At 37.1% G+C, this 21,259-nt stretch carries 19 protein-coding genes; 11 read left to right on the forward strand and 8 right to left on the reverse strand.

What is annotated here, in order from left to right:
• Positions 1-45 precede the first annotated feature (45 nt).
• Positions 46-945 (forward strand): DUF808 domain-containing protein, encoded by a 900-nt coding sequence (locus HNP36_RS01870; RefSeq protein ID WP_184161123.1) that lies wholly within the window; start codon positions 46-48, stop codon positions 943-945.
• Positions 946-1,055: 110 nt separating this feature from the next.
• On the opposite strand, the gene dnaJ is transcribed toward HNP36_RS01870, so the two are convergent.
• The 5 genes from dnaJ to proS form a co-directional block, all read right to left on the reverse strand.
• Positions 1,056-2,174 carry a molecular chaperone DnaJ gene (dnaJ, locus tag HNP36_RS01875; RefSeq protein ID WP_184161119.1) on the reverse strand — a complete coding sequence of 373 codons (1,119 nt, stop codon included), beginning with the start codon at positions 2,172-2,174 and terminating at the stop codon, positions 1,056-1,058.
• 79 nt (positions 2,175-2,253) lie between these two features.
• Complete coding sequence (locus HNP36_RS01880) at positions 2,254-2,790, reverse strand: nucleotide exchange factor GrpE (RefSeq protein WP_194304112.1); 537 nt, start codon at positions 2,788-2,790, stop codon at positions 2,254-2,256.
• Positions 2,791-2,958: 168 nt separating this feature from the next.
• Complete coding sequence (locus HNP36_RS01885; RefSeq protein ID WP_184161115.1) at positions 2,959-4,290, reverse strand: Nramp family divalent metal transporter; 1,332 nt, start codon at positions 4,288-4,290, stop codon at positions 2,959-2,961.
• 114 nt (positions 4,291-4,404) lie between these two features.
• Positions 4,405-5,700, reverse strand: a complete 1,296-nt coding sequence (locus HNP36_RS01890) for an OmpA family protein (RefSeq protein WP_184161112.1) — start codon at positions 5,698-5,700, stop codon at positions 4,405-4,407.
• A 118-nt stretch (positions 5,701-5,818) separates the two neighbouring features.
• A complete protein-coding gene (gene proS / locus HNP36_RS01895; RefSeq protein WP_184161109.1) occupies positions 5,819-7,294 on the reverse strand; it encodes a proline--tRNA ligase in 1,476 nt (491 codons plus the stop codon).
• 177 nt (positions 7,295-7,471) lie between these two features.
• On the opposite strand from proS, the gene HNP36_RS19325 reads away from it, so the two are divergent.
• On the forward strand, positions 7,472-8,524 hold the full coding sequence (locus tag HNP36_RS19325) for a prolyl-tRNA synthetase (RefSeq protein WP_317168941.1): 1,053 nt from the start codon (positions 7,472-7,474) through the stop codon (positions 8,522-8,524).
• A gap of 53 nt (positions 8,525-8,577) precedes the next feature.
• Entirely contained in the window at positions 8,578-9,984 is a 1,407-nt protein-coding gene (locus HNP36_RS01905) for an OmpP1/FadL family transporter (RefSeq protein ID WP_228456213.1), read from the forward strand.
• A 72-nt stretch (positions 9,985-10,056) separates the two neighbouring features.
• On the opposite strand, the gene HNP36_RS01910 is transcribed toward HNP36_RS01905, so the two are convergent.
• Positions 10,057-10,782 (reverse strand): ZIP family metal transporter, encoded by a 726-nt coding sequence (locus tag HNP36_RS01910; protein WP_184162321.1) that lies wholly within the window; start codon positions 10,780-10,782, stop codon positions 10,057-10,059.
• Positions 10,782-11,510 carry a class I SAM-dependent DNA methyltransferase gene (locus HNP36_RS01915; RefSeq protein WP_184161100.1) on the reverse strand — a complete coding sequence of 243 codons (729 nt, stop codon included), beginning with the start codon at positions 11,508-11,510 and terminating at the stop codon, positions 10,782-10,784. The genes HNP36_RS01910 and HNP36_RS01915 overlap by 1 nt, the downstream gene beginning before the upstream one ends.
• Positions 11,511-11,645: 135 nt before the next feature.
• On the opposite strand from HNP36_RS01915, the gene HNP36_RS01920 reads away from it, so the two are divergent.
• The 8 genes from HNP36_RS01920 (at position 11,646) to HNP36_RS01955 (ending at position 20,208) form a co-directional block, all read left to right on the forward strand.
• Positions 11,646-12,806, forward strand: coding sequence for a class I SAM-dependent RNA methyltransferase (locus HNP36_RS01920; protein ID WP_184161097.1), 1,161 nt, complete (start codon positions 11,646-11,648; stop codon positions 12,804-12,806).
• 143 nt (positions 12,807-12,949) lie between these two features.
• Positions 12,950-13,639, forward strand: a complete 690-nt coding sequence (locus HNP36_RS01925) for a hypothetical protein (protein WP_184161094.1) — start codon at positions 12,950-12,952, stop codon at positions 13,637-13,639.
• Between the two features lie 2 nt (positions 13,640-13,641).
• Positions 13,642-14,766, forward strand: coding sequence for a hypothetical protein (locus HNP36_RS01930; protein ID WP_184161091.1), 1,125 nt, complete (start codon positions 13,642-13,644; stop codon positions 14,764-14,766).
• A 25-nt stretch (positions 14,767-14,791) separates the two neighbouring features.
• A complete protein-coding gene (locus tag HNP36_RS01935; RefSeq protein ID WP_184161088.1) occupies positions 14,792-16,606 on the forward strand; it encodes an OmpA family protein in 1,815 nt (604 codons plus the stop codon).
• 42 nt (positions 16,607-16,648) lie between these two features.
• Positions 16,649-17,419 carry an ABC transporter permease gene (locus HNP36_RS01940; RefSeq protein WP_184161085.1) on the forward strand — a complete coding sequence of 257 codons (771 nt, stop codon included), beginning with the start codon at positions 16,649-16,651 and terminating at the stop codon, positions 17,417-17,419.
• 3 nt (positions 17,420-17,422) lie between these two features.
• Positions 17,423-18,253 (forward strand): ATP-binding cassette domain-containing protein, encoded by an 831-nt coding sequence (locus HNP36_RS01945; protein WP_184161082.1) that lies wholly within the window; start codon positions 17,423-17,425, stop codon positions 18,251-18,253.
• An 11-nt stretch (positions 18,254-18,264) separates the two neighbouring features.
• Complete coding sequence (locus HNP36_RS01950; RefSeq protein WP_228456215.1) at positions 18,265-19,794, forward strand: AAA family ATPase; 1,530 nt, start codon at positions 18,265-18,267, stop codon at positions 19,792-19,794.
• 6 nt (positions 19,795-19,800) lie between these two features.
• A complete protein-coding gene (locus tag HNP36_RS01955) occupies positions 19,801-20,208 on the forward strand; it encodes a branched-chain amino acid ABC transporter substrate-binding protein (RefSeq protein WP_184161079.1) in 408 nt (135 codons plus the stop codon).
• Between the two features lie 217 nt (positions 20,209-20,425).
• On the opposite strand, the gene HNP36_RS01960 is transcribed toward HNP36_RS01955, so the two are convergent.
• Positions 20,426-21,232: a helix-turn-helix domain-containing protein gene (locus tag HNP36_RS01960; RefSeq protein ID WP_184161076.1), complete on the reverse strand. Its 807-nt coding sequence runs from the start codon at positions 21,230-21,232 to the stop codon at positions 20,426-20,428.
• Between the last annotated feature and the right edge of the window lie 27 nt (positions 21,233-21,259).

The raw sequence follows: 21,259 nt of genomic DNA on the forward strand, positions 1-21,259 counted from the left end.
TATTTTTGCTCGACTTAACATATATTAAAAAAATATTAAAAGAATATGGCATCTGGTTTTTTTGCAATTTTAGATGATATTGCTGCACTGATGGACGATGTGGCGGTTACAAGTAAGGTGGCAACACAAAAAACAGCGGGTATCTTAGGAGATGATCTGGCTGTGAATGCAGAGAAAGCCACTGGTTTTCTTTCTTCAAGGGAAATTCCGGTTTTATGGGCAATTACAAAAGGTTCTTTTATTAATAAGCTCATTATTCTTCCCGTTGTATTCCTTCTCAACTGGCTTTATGCTCCGGCAATTAATTATGTATTGATTCTGGGAGGGTTATATCTGGCTTTTGAAGGAGTTGAAAAAATCATAGAATTTCTTTTTCACAGGGAAAAAGAAGGTCATGAAGTAGTGGAGGAAATTATAGAAGACGAAAAAAGTGATGAGGAAATAGAAAAAGCAAAGGTAAAATCGGCCATTACCACAGATTTTATTTTATCTATTGAGATTGTTATCATTGCCTTGGGAACTGTTTTGGAAGAAAACCACCCTTTCATTACACAGATTTTGGTGACGAGTCTGGTTGCCTTTATAGCCACAGTGGGAGTTTACGGAATTGTTGCTTTGATCGTAAGAATGGATGATGCAGGGTTCAAATTAATCAAAAAAAGTAATGACAAAGGCTTCTTTGGAAAGCTTGGACATTTATTGGTGAAAGCTTTACCTATTGTTATTAAAGCCTTAGCAGTTATCGGTACAATTGCTTTGATTATGGTAGCCGGCGGAATTTTTGCCCACAGAATAGAATTTTTTCACCATGTTTTGCCTTCATGGTCTTCTAACGAGTTTCTTACTATTTTAAAAGAAATTATTCTCGGCCTTATAGGAGGATTAGGTGCTGTTGCGCTTTTTACGATGGGGAAGGGTGTTGTTTCTTTAGTAAAGAAGAAATAGAATCTGATATATAAGATATATAATAAGCGTTTCGGGGCGGCTTCGTAGAAGCCGCCCCGAAACATTTATGACAAAAAAAAGAGGCTGATAAAAAGCCTCTTTTAAATATTTTAGTTGAATAAATCTTTCACTTTATCAAAAAAAGTTTTTTCCTTTCCGGAAGGTTCTGCAACCATTTCTCCGCTTGACATCTGCTTTTCGAAGAAATCTTTCTGATCTTTAGTCAGTTTCTGCGGTGTCCATACATTAATATGGATGAACATATCTCCTTTGCCATAACTGTCGATACTTGGAAGTCCTTTTCCTGCTAATCTTAAGATCTTTCCGGACTGGGTTCCCGGATCAACGGTAATTTTCACTTTACCGCCTACCGTAGGTACTTCTTTCTTAGTTCCTAAAGCAGCTTCTGCAAATGAAACATATAATTCCTGGTGAAGATTATCACCTTCTCTCTTGATTATTTTGTCTACTTCCTCTTCAATGATTACCAACAGGTCTCCCGGAATTCCACCGAAAGGAGCATCATTTCCTTTTCCTCTTACATTAAGCTGGATACCGTCTCTGGCCCCTGCCGGGATATTGATTGAGATTTCTTCCTCATCTTTAATCAGTCCCTGAGCATTGGCTCCTGCAGGAATTTTATCCGCTACTTTCCCGATTCCCTGACAAGTACCACAGGTAGTCTGCGTCTGCATCTGTCCGAACATTGTGTTCATTACTTTAAGCTGAACACCGGAACCGTTACAGGTAGGGCATACTTTTGAAGTAGCGCCTTCCGCCATCTTCATTTTTTTTACTTTGATGGTTTTTTGCGTACCGTTCACCATTTCTTCAAGGTTCAGTTTGATTCTGATCCTTAAATTAGAACCCTTTACCTGTTGGCGTCCTCCGCCACCACCTCCAAATCCACCGAAGCCTCCACCGAAAATATCTCCAAACTGACTGAAAATATCTTCCATGTTCATACCTCCGCCGAAGCCTCCGCCTCCGAAACCACCGTTACCGCCCATTCCGGCATGGCCGAACTGATCGTATCTTGCACGTTTCTGGTCGTCGCTCAGTACCTCATAAGCCTCTGCAGCTTCCTTGAATTTTTCTTCAGCCTCTTTGTCACCCGGATTTTTGTCAGGGTGATATTTGATAGCCATTTTTCGGTATGCTTTCTTTATCTCGTCAGCTGAGGCAGATTTACTGATCTCAAGAACTTCGTAATAATCTCTTTTTGACATAATGCTTATAATTGATTATTGATGGATGATAAACGATGTGTATTCCATCATTTGTCATCCATCATGATCATTGATATTTTTAGTTTCCTGTTACTACTTTTGCAAAACGGATTACTTTATCACTTAAAGTGTATCCTGTTTCAATAACATCTACGATTTTGCCTTTCAGATCTTCAGATGGTGCAGGAATCTGAGTAATTGCCTCATGGAAGTCTACATTGAACGAGTCACCTGCTTTTACTTCCATTGTTTTTAACCCTTTTTCGGTAAGTTTATTTTTTAATTTCTGATAGATAAGCTCTACTCCCTGGAGATCCGATGCATTTCCGTTTTTAGCAATTTCTTTCAAAGCTCTTTCGAAATCATCCAGAACTCCCAGCATAGAGATCATCATATCCTGGTTGGCATATTGGAAGAATTCCATCTTCTCTTTTGCCGTTCTTTTTTTATAATTTTCGAATTCAGCGTATAATCTGATGTAACGGTCCTTTTCTTCTGCCAAAAGTTCCTCTGCAGAAGGTGTTGCTGTCACATTTTCCCCAGACACCGCTTCTTCCTGAATGTTGTTTAATTCCTGATTATTGATGCTTTCTTCGTTAATATCCTGATTTTCCATAATTCAATATTTATTTAAAGAATTGATTCACAAAGAACCTGCCAAATAGAAAAAATGGACATTAAGGCAGAAAAAGAGAACAAAAAAATGATGAGAATGGTCAATTTTGCTGCGCAAGTCAATGGTGAATTATTGGCGCGGAAAAAATTCACCAGTGATAATACATCTCTATCCTGTAAATGTCTGGTACAGCAGATACAGATTCAAAACAATTATGATAATTGAAATGATCCATACGATAATTTTTAAAAACGGTTTATTAACAAATTCCCCCATTTTAACCTTATCGTTGGTGAACATCACCAAAGGAACTACAGCGAAACTCAGCTGCATAGACAAAATAACCTGACTTAAAACCAGTAAATCTGTTGTGCCTTTTTCACCATAAATAATAGTAACTATTAGGGCCGGAATCACAGCGATCAGTCTTGTAATTAATCTTCTTAACCAGGGTTTTAAACGGATATTTAAGAAACCTTCCATAACGATCTGTCCGGCAAGCGTTCCTGTAAGTGTAGAATTCTGTCCCGATGCCAGTAAAGCAATTGCAAAAGCAATACTTGCCATAGAAGCACCGAGTATTGGGGTAAGCATTTTGTACGCATCATGAATGTCCGCTACATGCTTATTTCCTGTTGTATGGAAAGTGGCGGCAGCTAAAATAAGTATGGCCGCATTAATAAAGAAAGCCAGCATCAGTGAAACGGTGCTGTCGATAGTTGCGAATTTTATCGCTTCTTTTTTCCCTTCTCTGTCTCTTGGATAATCTCTTGTTTGGACAATGCTGCTGTGCAGATATAAATTGTGGGGCATAACAGTTGCTCCCAGAATCCCGATAGCAATATAAAGCATTGCAGGGTTTTGGATGATTTCCTTTTGAGGAACCAATCCGCCAAGGATTTCATTGAAAGCAGGCTGTGAAATCACGATTTCATAAATGAAGCAGGCAAGAATGATGAAGATAAGCCCACCCACAATACTTTCTATCCACCGGAAACCTTTGGCCTGAAGTAAAAGAATGATCAGAACATCCACTGTGGTAATTACAATTCCCCAGGTCAGAGGAATATGAAACAGGAGATTTAAGGCTATGGCAGAACCAATGACCTCGGCGAGATCACAGGCAGCAATGGCTATTTCACAGAATACCCATAGAATAAAGTTGGTTGTTGGGTTAAAATGATCACGACAGGCCTGAGCAAGATCTCTTTCAGCAACAACACCTAGTTTTACAGATAAATGCTGCAAAACCATTGCAAAAATATTTGAAATAAGAATTACCGAAAGCAAAGTATATCCGAACTGAGCACCTCCGGCAATATCGGTAGCCCAGTTCCCCGGATCCATATATCCTACGGCAATCATCAGTCCCGGACCGGCAAATGCAAGATATTTTCTCCAGAAATTGGCTTTTCTGGGCACTTTTATAGAGGAATATACCTCTGATAGGGAGTGAGAAGTTTTATCTTTACGCCAGGCGCTATTTAATTTAAAATTCATAAATGTTAGAAATGACTAACAAATTTAATTAAATAAATATAAATACAGAAATAAGAGCATAAAAAAATCCCGGAAATTGATTTCCGAGACTTTATTTTTAAAGATTCTAAAGATCTATTTTGCAAATCTTACAGACATTTTTCTGTCCGCAGCTCTTTCTGCATCAGAAGCTTTAGCATCTACTGTAGCAAATTTGCTTCCGTAACCTTCAGCTCCAAGAACCTGAGCTCCAACTCCTGCTTTTGCTAAAGCAGCTTTAATGAAGTCAGCTCTTGCCTGAGATAATTTTACGTTGGAAGCCTCGTTTCCTGTTTTGTCAGTGTAACCTCCGATTTTGATTTTTGCATCCGGGAATGCTTTTAAGATCGCTACCAGATTATCAAGCTGTCCCTGAGAACCTGCTTCCAGCTCAGAAGAACTTCCCATTTTGAAGTTTACGTGGTCAAAATCATACCACTTATCTTTTAATACTGCATCATCAGCTGCATTTTTGTAATCTCCTGATTTAAGGAAAGTAATCATCTGATCTTCCATACCTCCTTTGTAACCTTTCAGCATTACACCGTTAAGATCAATGTTTTCATCTGTTCTGGTTGCCGGTGCTGCAGTTGTTGCAGAAGTATCCGTAGAGGTAACAGTGGCAGCCGTATCAGTTGTTGAAGCTGTAGAATCAGTTGTTGTAGTGGTAGTTGTTGTCTGTTTCTTATCACACTGTTTCCAGATGAAATAAGCCGCAGCAATTAAAAGTAAAAGCGGAAGTAACCATTTCCAGATTGAACCTCCGCCATCATTATTGTTTCTGTCAGGATTGGTTCCTGCAGATGTAGTACTTCTTGTAACTTCTATTTTCGGCTCATCCTGTCTTGGAGCTGCTTCTGCATGAGAGCTGCTTCCTCCGAACCAGCTTCCTAAATTTAGGGATGCAAGAGAAAGTCCTGCCGGCAGAAGGGTAGAAATAATTCCTTTTTGGTCACCCAACAGGCTTGAAATACCTGATTGTCCTAAATTATTATCAGCAGCATATTTACCGATAGAACCTACCGTAGCTCCTGTTACTAAATTAAGCAGTGAACTGGAAGAATTATTACTGATTCCTGCATAGGTAGCAATAGCATTTACTATTCCACTAAGCTTATCTCCAAAAATGGATGTCAGCAGAGTGGAAATTATAGGATTGTTAGATGATCCGCCAAGTAAATTTCCTAAAATTCCGCTTGATGACGCATTGGTAATTGCATCCAAAACTCCCGGATTATCCGAATTATTTGCTAATCCTCCAACAACTGCAGGCAAGAGCCCGCCAATTGCTTTAGAAATACCGGATTCGCTTTCTCCGAACTGAGAAGCTGCTTGCGAAATTAAAGCGGGACCTAACTGTCCTTTAATTAAATCAATGACATTTAAAGACATAATAAATTATTTTTTTAGATTAATGTTGCATAAATTTAAACAAAAATCTGTCCAAAAGTCATTTTTTTTGAATATTTATTTAATTTCCTGCATAGCTTTTGAAAATCAGCAAAAAAAATTAGTAGGCTTTTGCGAATAATACACGCCTTTTAGACGGTTTTCCACTTACCAGAGAAATACCTTCTTCAATATCATCATTTAAAGGAATACATCGTATCGTCGCTTTTGTTTCATCTTTAATCTGCTCTTCTTCTTCAGCGGTTCCGTCCCAATGTGCATAAATGAAACCTCCTTTTTCTTCAAGAATCTTCTTGAATTCTTCATAAGTATCAACTTTTGTAATGTTGTCTTTTCTGAAGTTGAATGCTTTTTCATAGATGTCCTTCTGGATAGTCTGCAATAATTCTTCAACATAAGTATCAAGACCTTCGATAGAACGAACTTCTTTGGTAAGATTGTCTCTTCTTGCAATTTCTACAGATTTATTCTCAAGATCTCTGGGTCCCATTGCAATTCTTACAGGAACGCCTTTCAGTTCGTATTCTGCAAATTTCCAACCTGGTTTGTTGTGTGTATCGTCATCGAATTTCACTGAGATTCCTTTAGCTTTTAATTTAGCCTGGATATCAAGTGCCACTTCACTGATCTGTGCCAATTGCTCTTCTCCTTTGAAGATCGGAACAATAACCACCTGGATTGGCGCAAGGGTCGGAGGAAGTACCAGCCCGAAATCATCGGAATGGGTCATAATCAGAGCTCCCATCAAACGTGTGGAGGTTCCCCATGAAGTTGCCCAGGCGTGTTCAATCTTACCTTCTTTATTGGTGAATTTTACATCGAAAGCTTTCGCGAAATTCTGACCCAAGAAGTGAGATGTTCCTGCCTGAAGTGCTTTTCCATCCTGCATCAATGCTTCTATACAGTACGTTTCATCAGCTCCTGCAAATCTTTCAGACGGTGTTTTTAACCCTTTGATAACCGGCATTGCCATGAATTTTTCTGCAAAATCTGCATATACGTCATTCATCTTTTCAGCTTCTTCTATAGCTTCTTCTTTTGTAGCATGGGCTGTATGACCTTCCTGCCACAGGAATTCTGCGGTTCTCAGGAAGAGACGTGTTCTCATTTCCCAACGGACAACGTTGGCCCACTGGTTAATCAATATAGGAAGGTCTCTGTAAGATTGGATCCAGTTTTTATATGTATTCCAGATGATTGCTTCGGAAGTAGGACGTACGATGAGCTCTTCTTCCAGTTTAGCGTCCGGGTCTACAATAAGTTTGTGAGGATTGTCCGGATCTGTTTTTAATCTATAATGGGTAACTACGGCGCATTCTTTAGCAAAACCTTCTGCATTTTTCTCTTCTGCCTCAAACAGGCTTTTGGGCACAAAAAGCGGGAAATAAGCATTAACGTGACCTGTTTCTTTGAATCTTTTATCCATTTCATCACGCATTTTTTCCCAGATTGCATAGCCATATGGTTTAATTACCATACATCCTCGCACTCCAGAGTTTTCAGCTAAGTCAGCTTTTACCACCAACTCATTATACCATTTGCTGTAATCTTCGCTTCTTGAGGTTAATTTTGCCATTATTTTTTAAAATTTTTTTAACTTTTGTTCATTATTGTAATCTAAAAATAAAAATCTATTTTTGATAGATTTTTTTACCAGTGTTTTGGTACATTTTTGGTACAGATTGCAAATATAATTTAAATTAAAAATCTTTACGTTATCATGAAAAGAAATATACATAAAAATTTGCTTGGTATGTTAAAATCCAAAGGGATCTTAGCGATATCAGGTGGATTGTTACTTGTCTCCTGTGGTGCCCAGATGGGAGGATATACAGAGACTGACGGGGTATACTACGACCCTAATAAAGATACGCTGCCAGAAGGAGTGATTATTAATGATGGCGGTAACAGGGTTGGAGAAAACTATGATTATTACCAGGACTCCAATGTCATTCAGAATGCACAGGCCAATTCCAGGGAGCAGGACAATAAATACAATACATGGAGTGATAGTAACTGGAATACAAATGCAACTGATTCAGATTGGGGTGCATTTGCAGGAAACCAGACCAACTATTATGATAATTCCTGGGGATATTCTCCGTGGGGATGGTATGGTTATAGCCCTTATTGGGGCATGAACCGCGGCTGGGGTTGGGGTATGAATTTATCCTGGGGCTGGGGCGGATCGTTCGGCTGGGGCTGGGGTGGCTCATTCGGTTGGGGCTGGGGAAGCCCTTACTGGGGATATGGCTATTCTCCTTACTGGGGTGGATATTATGATCCGTTCTGGGGTGGCGGTTACGGTTACCCATATTGGGGTGGCGGCTATTGGGGTAATGGTTACAGACAATCTTACAGAAGAAGCAGTGGCGGAGGATTCAGTAATCCGGGCCTAACAAATGCGGTTTACAGAACTAATACTTACAGAGGAGGCTTTAGAAACAGCGGAAACGGATTCCGAAACTCATCAACGAACAATGGTTTCAGAAACAGTGGCACAAACAACGGTTTCAGAAATAACGGTTCATATAATAACGGCGGATTCAGACAAGGAAATAGTAACGGAGGGTACAGACCGCAACAGCAGTCTGGAGGATTCCGTAATTCAAACTCTCAACAGAGACCTAATTATAACTCTCAGCCAAACTATAACAACAATGGCGGCTTCAGATCCAATGACGGCGGAGGTTTCAGATCAGGCGGAGGCTTTAATTCCGGAGGCGGAGGCTTCAGAAGCGGAGGTTCTTCAGGCGGCGGTATGAGATCTGGCGGCGGAGGCGGTGGCTTCAGAGGCGGCAGATAATTTCAAACTTAATAACTATTAAAAAAATAATGTTAAAAAAATCTTTAGTATTAATGAGTGTTTCTGCTGCATTTTTTGCACAGGCACAGGATGTTTCCATATTGAGAAATACTGTAGATGTTTATTCCAGCACTCCTATGGTGGGTTCGTCCAAGTTCAATGCAATGGCAGGAGCTAACGGAGCATTAGGTGGTGATGCCAGCGCATTGCTTACCAACCCTGCAGGTTTGGGAGTAGCTATTTCCGGAGAAGCTTCCGGAACGCTATCCATTGCAGGAAATAAAAATAAAAGTACATGGGCAGGATCTGCGGTTGATTACAGCCAAACCAATACGGACCTTGGAAATATCGGAGGAGTAATTGCTTTTCCTTTAATGACGGAATCCGGATGGAAATTTATCAATATCGGGATCAACCATTCCAACCAATCATTAGATAATTACGTAGAGTCTCCGGGAAGTAACGGTCTTATTTATGATTTTGATGTTGATAAAAGTTCATCACTGGCAGGACATGCATATGACAGATATGGAAATCTTTCAAAAACAAGTTTTGGTGTTGGTGCTAACTATAATCATAATGTATACATCGGTGCCGGGTTCAATTTTTTCAATGCTTCAATTGATCAGTCTGATAAGGCAGCCTTCAGATCACTTCAGAATGGCTCTTTAGAATATTTTGACAGACAGAGTACACCTTTTTCAGAAAGATCTTCAGGTTTTTCAGCCTCAGTAGGGGTAATAGGTAAGCTAAGTCCTAATTTCAGAATTGGAGGGGCAATAGAAACTCCTACATTCTGGCGTATAGACAGAGGATATAATTACTATAATGATCCAACCTATGGTGATGGTTCGGATGGTGAATCCAGAGACCTTACGACTCCTCTTAAAGCAACGGTCAGTGCGGCATTTGTTGCCAGTAAAAACTTTTCATTAAATGTGGATTATACATTAGGTTTAACAAGACCTAAATATAAGGTGGTTACCGGTATTGAAAGCGAACTGAACAGCTTCTTTAAAGATAATTATAAAAATACATCAGAGGTAAGAATCGGTGCTGAATACAGATTGAAGCAGCTTAGACTGAGAGGAGGTTATTCTTTTATGTCTAATCCTTTTGATGCTCTCACTGTGAGCAGGTTCAATGCGGATGGGTCTGCCGGAGACCAGTCTTACAGTAATATGCTGCTGAATAACAGAAACCTTGCTTCTTTCGGTCTGGGATACGATTTCAAATCATTCTATATCGATGCATCTTATCAGTATGTAACCACTACATATAGCAATCCTTTCTTAAGAGGTATTGAAACAGGAGATCCTGGTACAGATACTGCTTACTATTCTCCATATAACAATATGACCGATACACCTGGAAATATTATCTCTAGCAACTCATTTGTTGTCTCAGAAGTAAAAAATAACAGGAATAACTTCTTTATTACATTCGGCTGGAAGTTCTAATTCCAGATTGTGTAATGAGTGATTAAATTGAGGCTCCGGATTTCATTCGGAGCTTTTTTTGTGTAAAAAATATTAATGGGAATGTCCTGCCACCGGATGATGATGGAAAAGATGCATAAGCAAGGCCAATGAAACACCAACGATCACAAGTCCGATCTTTATCCAGTCAATATTATGGTTTTTATTGCTTTCAAAAATAATGACGGAAGAGATATGCAGAAAGATTCCTCCTACAATAGCCAGGAAATAAGGCTGCAGATCAGGATTGAAATAATTTCCTAACAGCATTCCCATCGGAGAGGCAAGCGCAAATAAAGCTACAATCAGGAGTGATGGATACGGTGAAGTTCTGGATTCATTTTTCCTGTTGAATAAAAAGGCTCCCAGAATAAAAGAAATAGGAAGGTTATGAAATACAATTCCCAGAAGGTAAGGGGAGAGCTGTTGTTCCTCATTGGCTAAAGGGATTCCCTCTATGAATGCATGGATAAATAATCCTACCATCAATGCCATAGGAAGAATATTGTGTTCACTATGATGATGGAAATGTCCATGCTCGAAACCTTTTGTCAGGGCTTCAAGGATCATCTGAAGCAAAACACCGGCTATAACGAAAATTCCCAGGCTGCTTCCGGCTTCAGAAGTATAAACCTGTGGAAAAACTTCATTCAGGCAGATGGTGATCAGGAATCCGGCACTTAAAACCAGCAGGTTTTTGGCCAGCTTTTCTTTTTTTCCGAAATGCTTGCCCAGAAAGACTCCTGTAATAACGCTTAATATCAGTAAAACAACCGTTATCATACTTTTTTCTTAAATAAATTGATACAGCGTGGTGAAACTTCACGGTCAAATTCATTCAGCTGATAATCGCCCCAGATCTTTACTCTTTCAAAGCCACAGTCTGTTGCATAGGAATTGATAGCTTCCAGAGTATGAAGCTTTACTTTTTCGAAGAAATGATAAGGTCTTCCGTCTGCTTCAAAACGGATATCTTTAATGATATGTCTGCCCTCAATCTTTTTCAGGATTTTAAAATCAATATTACCACGGGTTATGATGGTTTCAGGAACTAAATTTCTCCTTACATATTCTTCATTCAGGTAATCCAGGACAAAATGCCCTCCCGGTTTTAATACATCATAAACCGATTGAAATACTTTTTTGTCATCACTTTCATTATCAAAATACCCGAAGCTGGTAAACAAATTGAATACGGCATCCATAGGATCTGCATCAATGGGGTTCCGCATGTCGTGAACATTGAAAAGAAGAGTCTGGTTTTCAAACTGTTTGTCGAACTCAATGCTTTGCCTGGAAAGATCCAGTCCCAATACGTCATATCCCAGTTTATTCAAAAAAACAGAATGCCTGCCTTTTCCGCATGCCAGATCAATAATCCTGGATGATTGCGGTAACTGAAGGTCTTCAGTAAGTTTTGTAATGAAATTTTCGGCTTCCGTATAGTCTCTGTTACTATAAAGAAGGTGATAATAAGGCGTATCAAACCAAGATTCAAACCATTCCATAATGCAAAAATAACTAAATTTGTGCGGTTAAAAGCAAAGTATTTAAATAATGAAAGATTGAAAAATTCAATTATGAGCAAAATTGAATCCGTAATCTTTTAAGTGTTAAATCATTAAATCTTTTAATCCCTATTTATGAATACAGAAAATCTAAAGATTCAGATAAAGACATTTTTCGGATTGGAGCAGATCCTTTTCGAAGAAATTAAAAAATTAGGCGGAAAAAACGTTGAAGTGAAAAACCGGGCAGTTAATTGTGAAGGAGATCTAGGTTTTCTTTATAAAATTAATTATTCTGCAAGAACAGCATTAAAGATTTTGATTCCTGTTTATGAATTCAAAGCATTCAACCAGCACCAGTTTTACAGTAAACTTTCAGCGTTTGCGTGGGAAGAATATATGGACGTGGACCAGTCTTTCGCGATTGATTCTACAGTAAATTCAGAAACTTTCAAGCATTCCCAGTTTGTTACTCTGAAAATGAAGGATGCCATCGTTGATTATTTTCAGGATAAATTCAAAAGACGCCCGAATGTAGAAACAAAAAGCCCGGATATTAAGTTCCATCTGCATATCGACAGGGAATTGATAACAATCTCTTTAGATTCCTCCGGAGATCCACTGTTTAAAAGAGGATACAGAAAAGAGCAGGGTGAAGCGCCTATCAATGAAGTGCTGGCAAGCGGAATGCTGCAGCTGGCCGGCTGGGATGGTAAAGGAAACTTTTTAGACCCGATGTGTGGTTCAGGAACTCTTTTAATTGAAGCGGCAATGATTGCCATGGATCTTCCTGCACAGATCTTCAGAAGAAGGTTCGCATTCCAGAACTGGAATAATTATGATGCTGATCTTTTCGCAAAAATTAAGGAAGTCAGGGTAAACAGGGTAAAAGAATTTACCGGAAAGATTATCGGTTATGACATTGATGCCAGAATGCTGAATGCTGCCAGAACAAATATTGAAGCAGCAGAAATGGAAGATGTGATTGAAGTGAAAAAACAAAACTTCTTTGAATCCAAAAAAGAGCTTTTCCCGTTGCTGATGGTTTTCAACCCGCCATATGATGAGAGAATTTCCATCAATGATGATGATTTCTATAAAAAAATAGGAGATACATTTAAAACAAGTTATCCCAATACATTAGCGTGGCTGATCTCTTCTGATCTGGAAGCTGTGAAAAAAATAGGACTTCGTCCTTCAAGAAAAATCAAGCTTTTCAATGGTAAGCTGGAAACAAGATTCCTTCAGTATGAAATGTACGAGGGCACGAAAAAAATACATAAAAAGGAAAGCTAATTTTTTAGATTATAATAACTTCATCTAACGATGTAAAAAATTTACGATATCCTGTATCTGTAAATACAATTTTTGTTAATTTAGTAACCTTAATTATATTTACTCGTATTAGTTAGAGTAAATGTGCATACAATAAAAACATAATGGCAAAAGATTTTAGCTGGAAAAGTCTTTTTATCAATGATAATGATAAAGACGGAGAATCAAAACAAAATACCAATACTTCCGCTGAATTACCAGATGAAGCCAGATTTCCCACTTCTGTAGCCTCTCCAAATATTGGAAGTACAGGTACGGCAAGCAATGTCAATATAACAGGTAATCCTTTTATAAATGAAATTTTGGACGTATATCAGAAAGGATTTGATAGTCTGAATAATGAAGGATTTGATTTTTATGAATTATATAAATCCGTACACGCAGTAGGAATCAATAACCCGCAAAGTTATCAGATGGCTTTTGCTATGGGAAAATCTTTGAGACCTGAGATCAGCAAAGAATTCTTACTTGATAAATCCCAGTATTATATTTCTGAAATTGAAAAAGTATTTCAGAACTATGATGTTATTGGAAACTCAAAACAAAAAGAACTTAGCAATTCCATTGTACAGAAAAAAGAAAATTTAAGCAAGCAGATTGCAGATTTACAGGCACAAATTACCAAGTTGCAAAACGATCTGCAAATCAAAAATATGGAACTGGAAAGAATTGATATTGACAACAAACAGATGTTTTTGGAAATTCAGCAGAAAATAGAAGCAAATAACCTGGCAAAACAAAAAATTTTAGAATCAATAAATACCGTTGTGGCAGGTATTAAACAATATTTATAAAAATGGACACAAGATTTGAACAAGAAAAAACAGCTTTATCAGAATTACCTATACTTAAGCACTTTGACGAATCCAAAGGCGAAATAGCACTTAATAAAGATACTCTGAAAAAAGGAGAGAAAGGACTTTTCTATGCTCTTATGGCAGGATTACTGGGTGTAGGAGGATATTTGGTCTGGACATTTATTATCCCGCCATTATTTACCATGTTGGGACAGGCAATTGCACTTTCGGCGACGGCAGTATTTTTAGTGTTTTTGGTAATGATGTATCCCGTTATTATGAAAGGGTTGAGGTTCCTTACCAGAAATATCCACAGAGCTTTAATACAGAGTAATCCGTTTAATGAACTGGAAGAACAAAAGCAAAAAATGCTTAAAAACCGTGAGATCTTTAAAAGCACAAAAGCAAAATTAAAAGGGCTGAAAAATGAAATGGAAATCGAAGCGTCCAAGTCTGAAAAAGAGGCTAAAGACTTTCAGGAGCAGGTTCTAAGCCTTCAAAGGCAATCCGAAAGGTTGAAATCTGCAATGGATGAAATGGTAAGACAACACGGACAAGGAGCAAAAGATACCGATGAATATGTTGCTTTACAGAGTGAGCTGGCAAAAAAATTAAGCGACTCTCAAAGAGTTTCCAATCAATATGAGCAAAGTAAGAACTTCATCCAGAAATATGGAGTTCGTGCAAATGTTTTAGGAAAAATGGATAGAAAACTAACATTGGCAGGAACGGCAATAGATATCAAAATTGCCGATTTTGATACTACTGTAACAATGCTTAGAAAAGAATATGAGTTTGCTAAAAATGCCAAAGCCGCTACAGAATCTGCAAAAAGTGCAATGATGTTCACAAAAGATTGGGAACTTGAATATGCACTGGAAGTAGTAACATCTACCATTGCGCAGGATATTGCAAGAACTTCGGAAAACCTTATCGATATTGATGCTCTTACCTCACAGTATTCTGTAGACAATGATGAATTGTATACCAAACTGGATACTTTGGCAGATAAAATCAAAACCGGAGACAATGTAATTCCGGACTCAACAAAATATACCAATCCGAATTATAAAATGTCTAAAGATGACAAAATGAATGCAGGAGGTTTCGGTGATATTTTCTAATACAAAAAAAAATAAACTATAAGAAATGGGAAAAATTTTAAAAATTAATAAACTCACTACTTTTTCAGAGTTATTAATTGTTGTTGTTGGAATTGGAGCAATTCTGGGTGCAGTATATGCTTTGTCTCCAGGTCTTAAAACAGCTGTTTCCAAGCAGTTAACAGGAATAGAGCTTAATAAAACTGACGTAAACAACGTAACAAATGCAGAAAAGATAGAACTTCCCTCAAAAGAACTCTCTTCTGCAGTTTCAGGAAAACCATTGGTAAGAATTGCGGGATATGCATGGAACGGACAATCCGGGATGATCGTTGCGAACGGAGGACCAAAAACTACCAAAGGTTCTTTAATGGAGAAAAACGGAGTAAACCTTGAGATCATTCGTCAGGACTGGTTATCAGAACTTAGAAATATGCAGATGAAATTTATCGAAGATTTTGATAAAGGTGAAGCCTTTCCTTCTTCTGATAAAAGTGCATTTGCTGTAATGATCATGGGAGACGGAGCTCCTTTCTACATCAGCTCGGTTCAGAAAGCATTAGACGAAAAATATGGTAAAGATAAATACCATTTACAGGTAATGGGAGCTGTTGGAATGAGCTACGGTGAAGATAAATTAATTGGACCTCCAAGCTGGAAATCTGATCCTAAATCTATGAAAGGTTCTGTAATTTCAGCAGTTTTAGGAGACGGAGACTGGGTAACAACGGTAAATTACTGTTTTGCGAACGGTCTAAAAGTAAACCCTGATCCAACCACATATGATGCAGAAGCAGTAAATATCTATCCGTCTGAAAATGATGATTATATGAAATCTGCCGAAGAATTGATCAAATCTCAGACTACAGGATGGACAGTAGGTTTAAAAGAAGTTTCCAATGGAAAACTTACAGGGAAAACAGTAAACAGAAAAATTGACGGTTGTGCAACTTGGACACCGGGAGATAAACTTGTATTTGATAAACTTTCAGGATTTGTTGATATTGTTTCTACAAAAGAATTCAATAACCAGATGCCTACTGCATTCATTGGTGTAAAAGAATGGGCTGTGAAAAACCCGGAAATAGTTTCCAATATTTTGAAATCAGCACTTACAGCTTCCAACCAGATGAAAAACTATGAAGACTGGAAAGTAAGAGCTTCAGAAGCTGTTGCAGATACTTATAAAATCGAAACTCCACAATACTGGTACAAAATGTTCAAAGGAGAACAAGGTACCAAAAATGGACTTACCTATAATATGGGAGGATCTAAAGTCTTCAATTATGCAGATGCAATGCAGTATTTTGGAATGACGGACGGAGTAAACAGATATAAATCAGTTTATAATCAGGTTTCCGGTTATTTAACAGAGCTTAATCCATTTGGATTTAATGAGAATGTAGGAAAAGTAGTACCATACGAAGATGCAGTAAACTTATTCTTCCTTAAGAATATTAATGATATTGAATCTACATCTGCAGATCAGGCGGATTACAGCAAGCAATCTACAGAAGTTATGGCTTCCGGAGAATGGAAGATCAACTTTAATTCCGGTAGTGCTTCTATACAGAATAGCTCAGAAAAAGACCTTGAAAAAATCTATAATCTTCTTATTCAGGCAGAAAACTCTAAACTTACTATTGTAGGTCATACGGATAACAGCGGAAATAGTAATAATAACCTTACTTTATCTAAAAGCAGAGCAGAATCTGTAGTAGATTATCTGAAGAAAAAAGGAATTCCGGAATCCCGTTTCCAGTTAATTGACGGAAAAGGCTCAAACGAACCTGTCTCTGATAATAATTCTGAAGCAGGTAAGGCACAAAACAGAAGAGTTGTAATAACATTCTTAAAATAAATAAATTAAAATATAGCTGCCTGAAAAGGCAGCTTTTTTAGTATGATAAAATTAATAACACCTTTCGAAAATGTCTCAAAAACTACCAGAACCATTATTTTGGTGGGTTGGATAGTATTGTTACTTATATTGTGGTTTGTGATCACTTCCGGTGAAAAACATTTGTTTCCTTCGCCCGATCAGGTTTTAAAAGGTTTTGAAGAACTCTATAAAGAAGGACTGGTTGTACATATTTTCAACTCCCTGAAATTATGTTTCATATCCATTTTACTGGCAGTTATTTTATCCATGCTGTTTGCTTACAGTTTTCCTTTGCCTTTGCTGAAACCGATTTCAGAATTTATTACCAAACTCAGATTTTTACCTTTTACAGGACTTTCGTTTTACATTACCATGGTAGTACATGACGCAAGAAATATGCAGATATGGATCATGGTTATATTTTTAACAACTTTCCTTACCACTTCGCTTATTTCGGTGATCAATGCTATTCCACAGGAAGAATTTGATCATGCAAAAAGTTTGAAATGCTCCAGATTTGAAGTGCTTTGGCAGGTTATTGTGTTGGGAAGAATAGACTATGTAATAGATGTTATCCGTCAGAACCTTGCTATTACATGGATGATGCTTGTAACAGTAGAATCCATTGTTGTGGCTTCCGGAGGATTGGGCTTCCTTATTAAAAATTCAGATAAATTTATGAATCATGGAAGAATTATCGCTTTGCAGATCATTATACTGCTTATAGGATTGTTTTTAGATTGGTTCATTAATTACTTAAGGAAAGCTATTTTCAGATACTCAAAAATATAAACTATGACTTATCATTTCGAAGAAACATTATTATATATAGATAATTTAAGTGTCGCTTATGATGAAAATATCATTATAAAAGATATAAGTTTAATAGAAAAAAATGTAGTAAGAGCCGGAATAGAAAATACCGGCCAGCTTGTAGCAGTAGTTGGAAGATCAGGAAGAGGGAAATCAACCTTTTTTAAAGCTCTTACAGGTCTTGTAAGTCCTAAAACAGGAAAAATTTTGATCAGGGATTTCGAAAAAGAAGATATCAATGCAGCCAGAAGTGTGGAAGAAGGAGACATCGGTTTTGTTGATCAGAAATATACCCTTTTCAGACACAAAACGGTAAAGCAGACTTTTGAATATGCTCTAAGAAAAACAAGTCTCTCCAAAGAAGAAAAAAACAAAAAAATTGAAGAGTATGCTTCAAAATGGGGTCTGGAAAAATGTCTTGATAAATACCCCAATGAACTTTCAGGAGGACAAAGACAAAGAACAGCCATTATAGAACAGCTTTTTTCGTCAGATAAATATATTGTTCTGGATGAACCTTTTTCTGGGCTGGATGTAGGAAATATTGAAGAAGTAAAAAAGACATTCGGGATGCTTTGTGATGAATCTGAGCATAATACCATTATGTTTTCCACCCATGATATTAAACTGGCGATAGAATTGGCGCAATCCATTTATGTAATAGGCTATCCAACCATTGATGGAAACAAAAAAGATTACGGAACCATTGTAGCGAGATATGATCTCAGAGAAATGGGATTGGCGTGGAAAGAATATGGAGACGAACACCGTGATCTGTTTAAGGAAATTGTACAGCAAATGATGAACTCATAAAAAACCGTATTTTGAAAAAATTTGATCCGATTTCTCTTATTGAAGACTCTATTTCTTCCATAAAAGATTATATAGACCAGGAATTATTGACCGAAAATAATTCTATCGACATTTCATTGTTAAAAGAACTGAAAACTGAAAACACTGAGCTTTTAAACTTATGTAAAGAGTTGAATAATGATGAGGTTTTTATTCAGAAAGTCAATGATAAAATTGATCGGAATAAGATCAATGCATTATACAAAACAGAAAGAATATTTCTTTCAGAGATTCTTTCCATATATGGAAGGAACAAAAGCGAAGATCAGGATAAATCTAAATTTATACTTGCTTATTATTATGATGCATTAAGAAATGATCATTTTGCAGATGAAAATCATTTGAGCAAACTCAATCAGCTTATAAAAACACAGGAGTTTTCCGGAATTATTGACAAAATACAACAGGAAAACAAACTTGTATTACTCGTTCCTGATGACAGAAATCTAATTCTTTCCATATTAACAGAACTGAAGCATCCAAAACTTCAGGCAATGCAAACAAACTTTGAGAATTACAAAAAATTCTCAGGGATTTCAGAGCCCGAAAAGATAGAAGTATATGTAGAAAGCCCTGAAAATAAAGAGAAAACTGAAAAAGAAGCCGAACAAAATAATATCAATGTTTCCTTTCCTCCAAAAGATGATACCCTTGAAAAAGCCTTACAGGAACTTCACAATCTCGTAGGTCTGGAAAAAGTAAAAAAAGACATTAACGAATTAATCAACCTTCTTGAAATTCAGAAAAAGAGAAATTCAGAAGGGATGAAAAATGTTGAAATTGCTTTACATACTGTATTTTTAGGACCTCCGGGAACTGGTAAGACCTCAGTGGCGAGACTTTTAAGCAGAATTTTCATGCATCTTGGTTATTTATCCGAAGGACAATTGTATGAAACTGACAGAGAAGGACTTATTGCAGGATATGTAGGACAAACCGCTATAAAAACAGATAAAGCCGTAGAAGAAAGCAAAGGCGGAGTTCTTTTCATAGATGAAGCCTATGCTCTTACACAAAACCAATGGGGAAATGATTTCGGTGCGGAAGCAGTGAATACCATTATAAAAAGGATGGAAGACTACAGGGACGATTTGGCAGTCGTTGTAGCAGGTTACACAGAACCTATGAAAATGTTTATCGATTCCAATCCGGGACTGCGTTCACGTTTTAACAGATATTTTTATTTTGAACATTTTACAAGCGAGCAGCTATTGCAGATTTTTGAGAAATTTTGCAGCCAATTTGATTTCAGTATTTCTGATGAATCCAAAAACAAACTGAAGGAAATTTTCTCTTCAATGGATAACTTGAAAACCGAAAGTTTTGGTAATGCAAGAGCAGTAAGAAATATATTTGAAAAATCTATTCAGAACCAGGCAAACAGACTTATTTACTGGACAGCTCCCAAAGGGGAGTATTTAAAAACACTGCATGTGGAAGATATTCCAAATTTAGAAGAAGTTTTGGAGAGTCTGGGAGATCAGGAAAAAGAAGAAGAATAAATAATTATGGGCTGGGATCTTCTTGATTTTTTGGGAAATCTTTTAAATGTTCTGGATTTATTTACAGTGAGTTCATCATCTTCTGAAAGCATCAGTTATGATGATAAACCCACTGTAAAGAAGAAGACAAAATACTTTACAGAAAAAGCTAGTGCAGGTTTTATGCTTGTAGCTGCGGTTTTATCCTTTTTTGTCTTTAAAGCCCCACTTCCTGAAAAAGATTATTTTCAAACCTTAATTGTAATTTCCATAATAGGAATTGCGGTTTCAGCAATCTTATTCTTTATATTGCATATCCTGGAATTGTACTATTTTAAAAATCTTTTTAAACTTTTGCTTTTCAGTATTTCTGTAATCCTGTTTTTTATTTCACTGGCGGCATTCATTTATTTTAGATCGGGTTTATTTTTATAATTTGAATTTCTTATATAAAAATCTCTCGCTGATTGAGATTAAGCAGATCTTCTTTAACTGTTTATTCCTTAATAAGCTCGCTTCATCGAATCAACGAAGTTGATTTTTTTCTTTGCTCATCTCAAATCTGAATTCATATTAATAAACTTTGCGTTAAAACCTATGTTTACAGATCAAGTAGATTACACAAATTTTACATTAACATTTGCTAAACCAATTATACCAAAACAGAAGGTACATGCCCATACTGTTTTTTAAAAGCATAGGAGAAATGGGAAAGATCTTCAAAACCAACTTCTAAAAATACATCCGAAGGTCTTTTATGCTTTTCCTTCAAATGATAATAGGCCAGTTCAAGACGTTTTTGCGTAAGCCACCGTTGTGGCGTTGTCTGAAAAATTTTCCTGAAATCCCTGTTAAAAGTAGACAGACTTCTTCCCGTAAGATAACCAAACCTTTCCAGAGACATATTGAACATATAATTCTTCTCCATAAATCCGGCCAGATCAATCTTTCCTGGTTCTTCAAAATCTGTGAGGACAGCATCAATATCTTTGTCGATTTCCCTGAGGATGCTTATCGCTTCAGTTATTTTTAATGAAGCAATATTTTCCGGGAAAACTCCTTCCACTTCAAAATAAGGAATCAGGGATGCAAGACAGCTCTTTAATAATGGATGGTTTTGATAGCTGTAGATTTTAGACTCACGGCTTATTATTTTATGTCCCAATGCAATTTGAGCATAGAACTGTTTCAGCCGTTCTGTTGTAAGGTGCATCACGACAGCTTTATGAGGAAGTCCGTCTTTAGGATAATTGATGATTGTGGCCAGATGATTTCTCGGAATCAGGAAAATATCTCCGGCTTTGAAGAGGTATGTTTTATCAGCCTGGATAATTTTGGTCTCTCCCGAGATAAACCAGACCAGCATATGGAACTCAAAAACGGTTTCTGTTTTGAAAAGCTTGTCATCATAGGTAGAAAGCTTGATATCCGGGGTAATATACTGTATCTGGAAATCCATGATCTTTAGTTTATAAGTACAAATGTA

It is taken from the genome of Chryseobacterium shigense (assembly GCF_014207845.1).
Lineage (GTDB): Bacteria > Bacteroidota > Bacteroidia > Flavobacteriales > Weeksellaceae > Chryseobacterium > Chryseobacterium shigense_A.